The sequence below is a fragment of the Bacillus sp. FSL R9-9410 genome (assembly GCF_038050385.1).
Classification (GTDB): domain Bacteria; phylum Bacillota; class Bacilli; order Bacillales; family Bacillaceae_G; genus Bacillus_A; species Bacillus_A cereus_U.
Map to the genome: position 1 here is coordinate 280,973 of NZ_JBBOTV010000003.1, position 13,364 is coordinate 294,336.

Genomic DNA, 13,364 nt, shown 5'->3' on the forward strand with positions numbered 1-13,364 from the left:
CTGTGTGGGCTTTCCCGTATCGTAAATTCTGTAATAAATGTGGAAAATGCCTACAGTAGAAATTGGTATTTCTATGGTGGTATTATCGATAGTTATGATGTATTTAAAGGCAATGTTTCAAATATTTTAGAATCACATCATGCAAGTTTGTACAGGAAACTTGATACTTTGTCTGGAGCAGCAAAAACGCGTATGGAACGTAAAACTGAAAAGGAATTTGAGCGAACTGCACAAATGCTAGCTGCTTTCCATTATAAAAAAACAGGGGAAAAATTTGATGAAATATCTTATCAAGCGAAAGGGTCTGTATACTTTGATACAGCAATTAAGTTAGATAAGAAGCGAACAAAAAAGTATTGGTCTACAAATCATGAGATGTTTGCTAGAGCATTTGAAGCATATGTAGAATCGGCTTTGCTAGATCAAGAACATAGAAGCGATTATTTAGTTTGTGATACACATTCTTTTGTATATCCATTAGGTGAGCAAAGAGAATATCTAAATAGAAGTATAAAGAGTTTAATGGAAGTGGCAGTTCCATATATAATAAACAGTATACGAGGAGTGGGAAATAATGAATTATAACATACAAAAAGGACAGTTTCGTTTGACGACTGCACATCCAAGAGGTAGTTGGTGGGAATTTTATCGTGTTCCATGCCCGATTTGCAATGGGATTGGAAACTGTATGCTGCATGTTTCGCAGGAGAAAGTAGCATGTACCCGTGTAGAAAGTAAATGGGTATACGGTAAAAATTCAAGTAATCCAAGCTATATCCATTATCTAAATGGTAAGGAACAATATCAATTACCAGATGTAGATGTGGTAAAGGGGCATAGTAAGCGCAGTAACGAAGAATTAGATGTATTTAATCGTAATTTAATCGAATGTTTACCATTAGAGGAGAAACATCATACACATTTACTTCAAGATAGAAAAATGACTGAAGAACAAGTACAGGTACGTCAATATCGTTCTTTCTTAAAGCAACAAATTGTGTTAGAAGATGATAATACGTATACAACCGTTTGGGAGCAGTTATTTAAACAGATTGGGAAGAAAAATTGCTGGCAGGGTGTTCCAGGCTTTTATGAAATGAAGAAAGGGCAACTTTCTCTTCGTTTAATGGCAGGCTCCCCTGGCATATTGATTCCTTTTCGAAACCAGTATAATCAAATTGTTGGATGGCAGGTTCGTGTGGATGAAGTGAAAAATTCAGTTCATGTGAAATCTGGACCTACTGGAGTTCAAGCGGAATTAATCGGACAACCTAATGTTGTAAAGATAACTAAGAATGGTGATTGTATCTATGAAGGAAAACTAGAGATAGGAAAAAATAAAGAGTTATTAATCAACGGGGAAAAAGTTGTTGTAAAGGTACATAAAGGTCAAAAATACTTGTGGATCTCTTCAGCAAACAAAAATCAAGGGACTGGTGCAGGAGGTAGTGAAAATCCACTTCCCGTACATGTAGCGGTACCAAGTTCACATTTGAAACATTGGAATCCTGGTACGCTGCATCAAACAAAATCAGTGATGATTACAGAGGGACCGATGAAGGCGGATCTGATTGCTGACTTAATCCCTGAAAGATTTAATAATGAAGAATTGTCTGAGGTAGGAACAACGGTTCTTGCGATTCCTGGTGTAAATGCTTGGAGAATTGCTATGCCTGTATTAAAGAATATGGGCGTAGAGAATGTATATTTAGCATTTGATGCAGATTTAGTAGAGAACGAGAAAGTAAGGGCAGCTTTAATTGCTTTTGCAACAGAATTAAAGAAAGAGGGCTATAATGTGATAATTGCTGCATGGAATCCAGCGCAAGGAAAAGGGCTTGATGATGCTATGCAAGCGGGCTTTAAACCTGTATTTAAGAGCCTATAAGGTTCATAAATTAAGTTGATATATTTACAAATAGGTAGGGTACAAAAAATAGAATGGTAAGTTCTATTTTTTTCTTATGCCTATATTTACAGAGGATTTAAATTAACTAACAGGAAGGTAGAGGAGAATATGAATACATATACGAAAAAAAATCTAGTGAATTTGCGAGTTGACTATGCTTTTAAACGTTTATTTGGTGTAGAAGGAAACGAAGATATATTAATAGGGTTTCTTAATGCAGTACTTCAATCATCTATTGGTGAGGAAATAACTTCGTTGCACTTAGATGATCCGCATCTTCCTAGAGAACAAAAAGATGATAAATTGTCTATTTTAGATTTGCGAGCTACCCTCAATAATGGTATAAAAATAAATATAGAGATACAGGTTCGCGATAAGAAAGACATGACAGAACGGTCTTTATATTATTGGGCGGGCATGTATTATTCCCAAATGAATCAGGGAATGAAGTATACTGAATTAAGACCAACAATTTGTATTAATATAGTGGATTTTATTCTGTTTCCTGAAGAAGAAGATTTTCATAATATTAGCGCAGTTATGAACAAAAAATCAAAGCGTGTTATTACTGAAAATATGCAATTGCATTTTCTTGAAATTCCGAAAGTAATTCAAGAATGGCAAGGGGAACGAATGAATCCATGGGAAGATTCTTTAGCGCGTTGGTTACTATTATTTCCTGCGCATGAAGATGAGAAATTAACAACAATCCTGGAGGGAATCGCAATGGAAAAAGATCCAGTTTTGAAAAAGGCAATAGAGGATTGGGAGCGCCTAAGTAGCGATAAGGATTTTTTACGCATATATGAGGCAAGAGAAAAGGAAATAAAAGATAGAATATCTGAAATAGAAACGGCAGAAGAAAAAGCTGCAAAAGAAACCAAAATACAACTAATTCAAAACATGATTAAAGTAGGTGTACCTATAGAGAAGGTTGCAGAGGCTGCTGAATTAAGTGTTGAAGAGGTTAGTAAGATTTTAAAAAATAAATAGTAGATAAAAGTGATAAAAACAGGTAATTGCGTCATACATGCAATTACCTGTTTTTTTATTTTCTTTTATGGGTTCACCATATCATGCCTATCAATCTAAGATTTTGAAGTATTCCCAAAACGAAATTTTATTTCTCTACATATTCTTCTTTATTTACCTTTACCATTATTTTTACTAATTTATTCATATATAGATATTGATTTAAAGTGAATTATGAGAATTAAATCAACTTGAAAGAAATCGTTTTTAAAAAAATCACAAATGATTCAAAAGGTCTATATAATTTTGAAGTACTTTAAAATGTTATCTCGAACTTTTTGACACATTGTTTTTTATAGAAATCACCCCACTTCAAAAGGTATACCTTTTGAAACACTTTACGGACGTATCAAGGATTCTTTTTATCTTTAGATGTATGAAAATAAAAAAAAACCATAAGTAAAACCTTTTGGAACTGTGAAACATCTAAGGGTTTTCTGAAGGGATTCTTTTAGATTCCTAAATATATTGGATACCGATAATGATTGGTTATGTAAATGAGATTTGTATATGGGATATATTTTTGAAAACAAAATAAGAATTAAGCAGTCTTATAATTTAATCATAACTCAGTTGATTGTAATTATCATATTGCGTTGGTTTGGAAAACTTTTTTAGTTTAAATTATAAGGAGTAAGGTGAAGATGGTTATAAGGAAAGGAAGGTAGAGTCAAAATGCTATTTAATATTCTAATTGCATTTGTGTTACCTTGGGCTGTTGGAATTTTTCATCTTTACAAAAAAGAGAGAGGGATTATACCTCTGATTGGCTCATTTTTTTGTGTTGTTGCTTTTGTTGTAAATGAATTCGGCTTTTATTGTGGTTTTTGGAGAATTGCTCCTTTCCTTAATCAAAAAACTTTGTCTGGCTTACCTTTCAATATAGGACTTTATCCGATTTTGGCAAGTTACTTGATATTCTTTATAAAGAAAACCAAAAGACCTTACTTGATGGTCTTTTTCATATCGCTATTTACTACTCTTCTTGAAATGACATTAGTTTTAAGTGGGAAAGTCGTATATGGTAACGGCTGGAATATTGTTTGGACATTTTTCTCCTATATCATCCCTTATATGTGGGTGTACTGGTATTACCTCTATTTAAGAAAGTTACAAGTCATTAGCTAAATTTTGAAGGCAACATAATAGAATTCGAATGTTTTTGATTGCCGATAACGATAATTATGTAAATACGAAAATCCTTCAGCAAACAAACTGAAGGGTTTTTTTAAAATACATTGAATACCGATAAGTGGGATTATGTAAACCTCATATGAATATGTTATACAACAAAAATCCAACTTAATAAGAATGTAATAGGAGAGGAAACCTAACCCAAATAAGCATTTAGGAGGAAAGAAACAATGCGGAAATTTATTTGGGTATTAGTGCTGGCTATAATAATTGTTGTAAGTCCAAATCAAATTCAAGCAGATTCTTCACCGGCTTTACCATGTAGTTTAATATTAGAACCCATCAATAAAGAGGATAAGAATGCAAAAGGAGTAGCATTGGTGTATAAGGTGAAGCTGACACTAAGTTTCCCACGAACAAGTATAAGTATCCATGCTCTTCACTTACCTGATCCAAGTACTTTGGGCAATTATGACATGTATGAGGGATTTGCTTTTATTCCAGATGAAATTAGTTGGCGTTTTAAAATGTATCCCTCTGTTGAAGAGGGCGGTCCTACATGGGCAGGAAGAATTGACATTATTACAGCTGAAATGAAAGGTGTTCAAATTCAAGTGCGTCCTTCCAATTCAAAGACAGAGAAATTAGGACGGCCAATCCTGACAAATAGCATAAAATACTGTAAGTGATTTTTTTCAAAAATATTGTAGCTATAACTTCAGCTAATAGAAATTATGTAAAAAAGCTAGCATGGATCTAGCTTTTTTTGTTTATAGGTTTTCTGTTCTCTTTATTTATAGTATTTTGAATGTATACTTTTATAGTCGTTTTTGAGGGGATAGATGAATCGCGATAAATCCAATAAAATCAATTGTAAGTTCCAATGTAAACTAATATTAAAAAGTTTACATTGGAACTTACAATTGAAATCCAACATACAATGCTATGAGCATTTACAATATAGTTTTGGTCAAAACCACAGCGATTGCTGTGGTTTTTCTTATTGGGGTACCGCCACATCGCTATCAAGCTAAGATTATGCAAAGTCAATTTTAGACGAGATTGTTTCTTTTTCCTAAAGGGCAAGTGTAGGTGATTGAAAGATTTGCATACGAAATAAACCCTAACGGGTTTCACTTTTTTGAATTAAGCGGCTTGATTATCAGACAGGGTACAATTGTAAACGACACCTAATATATCAAAGACCGTTTTTTTCTCATATCGATGAGATTTCCGCCCGTTTTGCTGTAGGAGATTGAACAGACGAAGTAACACCTTTGATAGCTCTTGGGTGTTCTTTCTTACGATTAGTCAAATGTTTTTTAGAGTTATAATTGATTAAATGCCAGAGATTTTAAGCCAATTAGAATGCAAGCCAAATACCCCTAATATGTGTCCATTTTTTACTAGGGGGAAGATATGGTACGATGGATGAAACTATGGTTTTAGGCGGCTAACCGATAATCATAGTGCATATTATGTGTAATGAGATAGAAGAGAAGCTTCAATAATTTATTTACACATGCAATGGACGCAACTTTATGACACTTGTTATAAGGTTGCGTTTTTAATTTATCGTAATACTCAACAATATGATTTTGTCCGTAACGTCGTTGTTTAATCATGTTCTGGATGATGAGGAAAAGGAGCTTCCGCAAATGTTTATTTCCACGTTTATTGATTTTATCTTTAAAAAAGGTTTTACCTGATTGAAAACGGCGTATATCAATACCAGCAAATGCATTGAGTTGCTTGTTATTGTTAAAACGAGTAATATCTCCTATTTCAGCCATCAAGCGTACGGCAGTATTCGGTCCAATCCCAGGGAGACTGCGAATGATATCGTATTCTGCGCGTTGCTCAGCTACATACACCATCTTGCTAATACAGCTTTCTTTTTGGTGAAGAAGCTCTTGATAGCGCCTTGCGTATAATTTGAGCTGGTCACACAGAACATCGTTCTGAGAAACAGCAGGATAGCAAATTTTCGCTATTTCAAGTATCTGAATCGCTTTTTTCTCCGCCGTAATATTTGATATTTTTTTATTGGTATTGGCACGAATACGATTTTTTATAATGGTTTTAGAAAGACCTAAAACACAATCTGGGTGGGGAAATAGTTGAACAAAATTTAAAAACAAATCAGATTTACTAGTAAATATTCTTTCCAATTCTGGAAATGTTAATTGGATTACTTTATGCATACGGCCGCGAATTATTGATAATTCATCATCCAGTTCACTATATAATCTAGAAAGAGATTTTAACTGATAGAATAAATTATCAGTTCCGGTAGATACCCTTCGGGTAACTGTAAAATGAGTGAGAGCTAATCGGTGTGCGTCGCTTCGGTCTGTCTTATGAATCCGCAAGGAATCACATTGTATTTTGGCTTCTAATGGGTTTAATAAACAATATGTATACTGGTTATTTTGCATAAATCGTTCTAGCTGTCTGGAATAGATCCCTGTTGCTTCGAACACAATTTCAGGTGATTCACCGGTTTCATCTGTAAGCTTATGTATCTTTTCTTGTAGCTTTTTAAAATCAGGCTTAGAATGCTTGATTTCACTTTCGAATACGCATTGTTTTTGTGCATTATAAATTACCATATAACTTTTACCCATACTGACATCAAATGCAATAACGTGTTTCATATAGCGCCTCCTCAGGTGGAATTGAAGTCTTCAACTTACACTTATCGATTCTCATTTCTTATACACGATCTCGAAGACCAACATACTAAAAACTGATTCAAATAAGGTAAGTGAAGAAGGTCAGTTTTGTATACGGATTCAGGATCCCAAAACACCCACGACCTCCTCTTCACTTCTACTATATAAAAAATAGTAGTGCGAACCAATGCCTTGGTCTGCACTACTAATCTTAGTATGTTTTGTATAGTTTGGAATAGAAGAAGAAAATAGTCTTTAATCATATATATGGCTTTATACTCACTAAGCTCTCGTTTTTTCTTCATGAGGAGCAATTGGCGCATCTGAAACATGATAGAAGAACAGAGTAGAATGGCAATCAACTGACCATATAAATGGCACTCCAATCGTTCTGGTTTTATCTTTTTACAATGATGAATTTGAAAGAATGACTTCCACGTTTTAAATAAAATTTCGATTTGCCAACGCAAAGAATACCTGTCATGTACCTGTCCCATCGGGACAATATCTGTAGGGGTGTTTGTCATATATACATTGATACCACTGAGTCGTTTACTACGAGGAGAATACTTCATTCCTTTCTTTTTTTCTCGTACAGCTTGATCTTGTAATCGTTTTTGTTGCTGTTGTTTTGTTAATCGATGAAAAATTACACGAGCTGGCACTTTATCAATCATACCTACATAAGCATCAGCTATTTCACATGTTTGTCCTGGTTGAAGAGAGTTCATTACCGTCTCCATATCTATCTGTATATACTCTGTACCTTTCTTAATTCTTCCATCTTGAAAATAATCAGGGTTAGGATTTTTTTGATAAATACGTGTATTCGACTTGATACGAGAGATATAGTAGGCCTCTTTATCTTGTATATATTGAAGGTCTTTTAAATGAAAATAACCTAAATCTCGGATACATAAATCATTCGCCGTCACAGTTGGGGCACACAGAGAGCCGTAAGTGCGATCATGTTGTTTACCTGGACCTGTATGAATATGTAGGAACTGTCCACTTAACAAATCATACTCAAGTTGAATTTTTATCCCAGCTGTATGGCTGCATCCTCCTGCACCTGGATAAACCGATGAAAATACATCCGGGAGTTGAAATGCAGTTGAATCTAAAATACGAATACGCTTGAAAACAGAAGTGTATGGAGAAGAAATCGGCATAGATGCGGCCAATTTTTTGCTTAATAGTTCGGCTAGTAGGTGTTGTAAAAGTTGGACGGCCGCCTTATTAAATCGTTGATTCAGTCCCTCAGGACTGATAAGTACTGCTGTTGATGCTTCTAAACAGCTAGATAATTGAGTTAAAGAAGTCATAGCTACATTTTGGCTCACCCATACACATAAAGCTATTAAATCTTTTGCTTGGTACTTACTGGTTCGTTGTACAAAACCAACATCTCTAGCAAGATTCCGTAAGGTATTTGGAGATAAAAAACTTTGAATCTCTTGAGCAAATAGTTGTAATTCATCAGACACAGAAACAGACATAAAAAACGCCATCCTTTCCTATGATTCTACAGAAAGAATAGCGTATTTTTTCATTTTAGGGGATATTTTGTTTTGTTAGCTCAATGACGATGCGGTCGAACCCTTATTTTAGATACCAGTCAAAGGCGTTTTTATAAAGAATTTTTTTTATGGCTTCTTCTTCAAATTCATTTTTAATTAACTCTATATCTGAATATCGGAATGGTATCTTTGCCCTTGTTGAAGGCAGATCAGTTCCAAACATTAACGCATCAGGGTTAATCGAATAAATTGCTTTCATTGCTTCAGCAGCATCAAAGTCAATTCTTCCAAATCCAGTAGCTTTTATTCGAACTCCTTTTTCGACTAAAGCTAATAAATTAGGGAGACCTTCTTTTGATAAACCTAAATGATCAATTGATACTTTTGGCAGTTTTTCTAATATATTTGTTATCTCTGGTAAGGCATTTGAATTAATATAAAGCTCCGTATGCCAATTTACTAATTCAAATACTCTTCTAGCAAAATAGTCTAAACGTGATATATCCTCTGAACCACCTCGATTTACGTTAAAACGAAGTGCCTTAACACCTTTCTCATTCAATTTAATAATTTCATCATCTGATGTATCATAGGGTAACTGCGTGACACCAACAAAGTTCTTCCCTAATGTTTGTAATGCATTTACTAAGTAAGTTTGATCAAACTTTTGAAAGGAACCAGAGACAATTGCACCACCAATTACATTTAAATTGCTGACAGTGCGTAAATAATCTTCAGACGTAAATGGATCTGGCATATACCCTTGATTTTCGTACAATGGAAATTCTGGATCGATAATATGTAAATGTGTGTCAAATACTTTCATAGGTTCACTCCATTCAAACGAATTTATAAATAAAGCATAGACTTCTTTTTGCTATAAATAAATTAGTTATTAATTATCAAAATTTATAAGTATATCTAATCGAATAACAATAATACAAAAGATGTGGAATGAAATTCCATTACATAATCAATATTTTTGAACAACTTTATTATTCACGAACAATGTATACACAAAAAAGCTAGTAAAATACTAACTTTTTTGTACTTCTCATAAGAATGATGATGAGAAGTACTCAGGTCGCTTATTTAACAACAGCGATTCTTTTTACGTATATAAACTTTGGTTTGTTAGTTTATTGTAGAAAAGTAAATATTTCGTTTAGGGGGTACTTCAAGGCCTTAGGTTGATGGGCATGTGGCGGGATCCCTTATCCGAAAAAGATAAGAAGTTGGCTTTTTCGGATACTACCGATAAGTGGGGTTATGTTAACTTGACTTGAATAGAAAATTCATAAGAAAATCTACCATGTAAGAACGTAATTTACTTACATGTTCTATGGTAAAGACTAGCTTCATGGATGGCTGTGGAATAATTTTGTCCCGATAACAAAAACTAACAGAAAAAAACAATGATATATAAAGGAGATTAGATATGCTGAAAAAGATAGGTAAAATTTTCCGATTGCTCCTCTTTGTATTTATCGGCGTATGTTTTGTTTTGTTTGTTTGGGATGAAATTGACAGAACAGTAGCTGAAAAAAGTGGGAGATTTGCCCAACAGCCTAGCCAATACCCTATTCGTCAAAGTGATATTACTATGTATACAGATGGGAAACAGTTAAACAATCAATTATTCTCAGATATAAAGAAAGCAAAACATTACGTGCATATTAGCTTCTTCTCTATTGCTGATGATAAAGTAAGTCATCAGTTTCTAGATTTGTTGAGGCAAAAAAGTCAGGAAGGTGTAGAAGTATACTATGCAGTGGATAGGCTAGGAGGAATTTTACTAAAGAAAAAGGAAAGAGAATTATTAGTTAAAAAAGGAGTGCATTTTACGTATTACAATAAGCCTGCTTTTCCTTATCTTTCTGCTTCTTTGGATCATCGAAATCATCGTCGTATTTCAGTTATTGATGGAAGGATTGGGTACATTGGCGGATTTAATATTGGCAAGAAGTATTTAGGAGAAAAAGCAAAACTCGGTCACTGGAGAGATTATCACCTTCAAATACGAGGAGAAGGAGTTCAAGATCTAGAACAACAATTTGTTTTAGACTGGAAAAAAAACTCAGAGAAACCGATTCCGATACACAGTGCGACAAAGGAAAAGGGAACAACCTCGCATCGATTTACTGCATATTACAGCGGAGAAAAACTTGGGCAAGATTATGCAAGGCTGTTTCAACAAGCAAAAGAGTCCATCATTATAGTAACACCTTATTTTATACCAAAAGACAAAACTATTTGGAACGCATTAGTAGATGCAAGAAAGAGGGGAGTTCGTGTCAAAATTCTGTTCTCACCTCATTCGGATGCACTGTTAGTTAAAGAAGCAGCGTACCCATATATCCGAAAAGCATTAAAACAAGGAATGGAAGTATATGGTTATAAAGAGGGAGTGTTACACGGTAAAGCATTCTTGATTGATGAAAACGTATTGATGGTTGGGACCGTGAATTTTGATTCGCGCTCGTTTCATTTAAATGAAGAAATGAACTGTTATATCCATGACCCTGTCTATATTTCTAAAATAAAGCCAGTCATTAATGTAGACTTACAAAATTCAAAGCGAGTAACATCCTCTGACGTCAATCAATTATCTATAAAAGAAAAAATGAAAGAAAAGGTTGCAAAAATGTTTGAGTATTATTTGTAAAAACAAAGGAGTTAGGTGGGAGGTAAACTGCCCGTAAAAGCCCGATTGGTGAAGGCTAATAATCAGTGGGGGATGAATAAAATCCCCACTGATTAAAGTTTCACTTTATCATATTTTAAATGTATACTTTGCTTCCTAATTTTGAGGATATTAGGGGTCACCATACATGCCCATCAACTTAACATTTTGAAGTATCCCCAAAATGAAAAAAAATGTACTGTCAAAGGTAAATATAGAATTAGAATGTAAATTTTCAAGAATTAATAATTAGTAATGTAGAAGCTTTCAATTAAAATTGGTACAATAATAACCAATTATTGAAATTAGAAACAGGACTGTATTAAAAAAGGAGATTCTATACTATGGAGCAAATTATTTCAAACAATAAGAACGGATCTACAGAGATATATTATAAATTATTCTCTATGTTATCTTTGTTAACTTTTCATAAGATCACATCCATTGAAAAGAAAAAGAAAAGTCTTAAGCTTTCCCTCGAAAATGAATTGGAAAATTCAACAAAAAATAATCCTTATAAATTATAATACCGTTCCCAAAAATTAAACTCTACAAGAGAATTTATTTATAGGATATTATTAAACCAATATAACCTCATATTAATTCGACCTCAAAAACGCTATTCTTTTTGTAGAAATATACAGAAAGGATGGCGTTTGTTATGAATCTTTCGATTCAAGGTGAACTACAATTATTTGCTGAAGAGTTACATCAACATCTTACTCCCTCATTTTTAGAGAATCTTGCTAGAGAACTAACTTTTGTACAACGAAAGCGTAAATTTTCAGGTCATGATTTAGCTATTATCTGTGTTTGGATTAGTCAACGTGTCGCGAGTGATTCCTTAGTTCGACTGTGTAGTCAACTTCATGCTGTTACAGGAACTCTTATGAGTCCAGAAGGACTAAATAAGCGTTTCAAATAGAAGAAACTCATTCAAAATGGAAAAGTGGAGAAATAACTGCTGTTATGTTTATGGAAATGTTAGAACTAAAGAAAAATACGTTTTATAAAGTAATGAAAGAATATACAGAAGCAAATTAGCCTCTCATTTATAGAGAATATTAATTTTTCATTGGTTATCAGAAAGCTGGTATTCCCCTTTGTTAAAACAACAGTCATTGGGAATTTCGATAGAAGTAGATCAATGGTATTGGCAGTCAAATCTGAGTAGAAAATACTCTATATTAATATTACACTTTTAGGTATTGAAAAAAAAAATTTGTACATGATAAAAATGTTCCTACTTACAATGTGGGTACAAAAGGAGGATTTTTAAATGGACAAAAAAACAGAAAAGAAAATTGAAGCTGTAGCACGTAAGGCAGCGGATACAGAAATTTCTCAAGAATTAAGTGCAATTCAACACCAAGTGCAACATTTACAACAAGCTTTATCTCAGGTGTCCCAATCTTCTTCACAAGGACAGCAACAACAAGGACAGCAACAACAAGGACAGCAAAATCAGCAAGGTCTTCAACAGGCCAATCAATTGATGCAACAACTGCAACAATTTAGTCAACAGTCTCAACAACAAATGCAACAAGCTGATCAGCAATTACAACAAACTATTCAACAAGCCATCCAAACTTTAAATCAAGGCTTACAGCACCTTCAATCAAATCAAACATTAAATCAAATCAATCAAGCTATATCTCAAGCTCAGCAACAAATTAAACAAATGGGTAACCAACAAGGACAACAAATGGGTAACCAACAAGGACAACAAATGGGTAACCAACAAGGACAACAAATGGGTAACCAACAAGGACAACAAATGGGTAACCAACAAGGGCAACAAATGGGTGGCCAACAAGGGCAACAAATAGATGGTCAACAGGGACAACAATTTCATTAAAAGCATTTCAAACAAGCCAAAAAACAACCAATTTTACGTATCTTATATAACAATAAGCAAACTCCAATTTCTTTTTGTTAGTTATTATTAACATTAAAAAGATTTTGTCTTATGTTTTCACATTACAATCAATCAAACATATTATCTTATAGAATGTTTATACTTACAGCGCTTATTTAAAGCAGGGCACTTTTATATAGTGCTCTGCTTTATTTGTGAATGATAATTTTTCTTTTTTTACATATTTTTATAATTTTTACACAAACTATTTCTAAGCCGGTTGAACCAGCGGCTTCACTCTTGGAAAACAATTAGTTTTCCAATCAAGCTCATGAAACCCACAGGCAGACAATCTAAAGTATTGTCTGCCAAATCATTAACTTTTTATATAATGAATGAAAGTTTTGTACATATCCTTTATAGGTTAACAGTAATGGAATTCCCCTTCAGTATACAAGTGCTGTAATAGCAGGGAATTAATGAAATTACTTGCTTTTTTTTGTATAATTACATTGATTTTACACAAACTATCAATGATTCATTTTACCAATAT

Annotated in this window: 10 protein-coding genes and 4 pseudogenes; 10 read left to right on the forward strand and 4 right to left on the reverse strand. The window is 33.6% G+C overall.

From position 1 onward, the window contains the following. Positions 1 to 30: 30 nt before the first annotated feature. The 5 genes and pseudogenes from MKX77_RS28085 to MKX77_RS28105 form a co-directional block, all read left to right on the forward strand. Positions 31 to 585: pseudogene (locus MKX77_RS28085) on the forward strand (LPD1 domain-containing protein); the annotation flags it as partial. Further along, entirely contained in the window at positions 575 to 1,888 is a 1,314-nt protein-coding gene (locus tag MKX77_RS28090) for a DUF3854 domain-containing protein (protein WP_341308438.1), read from the forward strand. The pseudogene MKX77_RS28085 and the gene MKX77_RS28090, both read left to right, overlap by 11 nt. A gap of 129 nt (positions 1,889 to 2,017) precedes the next feature. Next, complete coding sequence (locus tag MKX77_RS28095) at positions 2,018 to 2,902, forward strand: Rpn family recombination-promoting nuclease/putative transposase (RefSeq protein ID WP_341308439.1); 885 nt, start codon at positions 2,018 to 2,020, stop codon at positions 2,900 to 2,902. 714 nt (positions 2,903 to 3,616) lie between these two features. Further along, positions 3,617 to 4,069 (forward strand): CBO0543 family protein, encoded by a 453-nt coding sequence (locus MKX77_RS28100; RefSeq protein ID WP_341308440.1) that lies wholly within the window; start codon positions 3,617 to 3,619, stop codon positions 4,067 to 4,069. Positions 4,070 to 4,305: 236 nt separating this feature from the next. After that, positions 4,306 to 4,764 carry a hypothetical protein gene (locus tag MKX77_RS28105; protein ID WP_341308441.1) on the forward strand — a complete coding sequence of 153 codons (459 nt, stop codon included), beginning with the start codon at positions 4,306 to 4,308 and terminating at the stop codon, positions 4,762 to 4,764. 457 nt (positions 4,765 to 5,221) lie between these two features. Here the strand turns inward: MKX77_RS28105 and MKX77_RS28110 are convergent. From MKX77_RS28110 to MKX77_RS28125, 4 genes and pseudogenes are all read right to left on the reverse strand, one after another. Continuing rightward, positions 5,222 to 5,380 (reverse strand): annotated as a pseudogene (locus MKX77_RS28110) (IS4 family transposase); the annotation flags it as partial. 140 nt (positions 5,381 to 5,520) lie between these two features. Beyond that, positions 5,521 to 6,732, reverse strand: a complete 1,212-nt coding sequence (locus MKX77_RS28115; protein ID WP_002203979.1) for an IS110 family transposase — start codon at positions 6,730 to 6,732, stop codon at positions 5,521 to 5,523. 41 nt (positions 6,733 to 6,773) lie between these two features. Then, entirely contained in the window at positions 6,774 to 8,249 is a 1,476-nt protein-coding gene (locus MKX77_RS28120) for an IS4 family transposase (protein ID WP_341308442.1), read from the reverse strand. A gap of 103 nt (positions 8,250 to 8,352) precedes the next feature. After that, positions 8,353 to 9,096: an amidohydrolase family protein gene (locus MKX77_RS28125; RefSeq protein ID WP_341308443.1), complete on the reverse strand. Its 744-nt coding sequence runs from the start codon at positions 9,094 to 9,096 to the stop codon at positions 8,353 to 8,355. Between the two features lie 612 nt (positions 9,097 to 9,708). Between MKX77_RS28125 and MKX77_RS28130 the strand changes: the two genes are divergently transcribed. From MKX77_RS28130 to MKX77_RS28150, 5 genes and pseudogenes are all read left to right on the forward strand, one after another. Further along, entirely contained in the window at positions 9,709 to 10,935 is a 1,227-nt protein-coding gene (locus MKX77_RS28130; RefSeq protein WP_341308444.1) for a phospholipase D-like domain-containing protein, read from the forward strand. Between the two features lie 362 nt (positions 10,936 to 11,297). Next, entirely contained in the window at positions 11,298 to 11,480 is a 183-nt protein-coding gene (locus MKX77_RS28135; protein ID WP_341308445.1) for a hypothetical protein, read from the forward strand. A 134-nt stretch (positions 11,481 to 11,614) separates the two neighbouring features. Next, a pseudogene (locus MKX77_RS28140) lies at positions 11,615 to 11,872 on the forward strand (IS4 family transposase); the annotation flags it as partial. Positions 11,873 to 11,874: 2 nt separating this feature from the next. Further along, positions 11,875 to 11,997 (forward strand): annotated as a pseudogene (locus tag MKX77_RS28145) (recombinase family protein); the annotation flags it as partial. A gap of 235 nt (positions 11,998 to 12,232) precedes the next feature. Then, the gene (locus MKX77_RS28150) at positions 12,233 to 12,811 is read left to right on the forward strand and encodes a hypothetical protein (RefSeq protein ID WP_341308446.1); all 579 of its coding nucleotides are present in this window, start codon (positions 12,233 to 12,235) and stop codon (positions 12,809 to 12,811) included. Positions 12,812 to 13,364 lie beyond the last annotated feature (553 nt).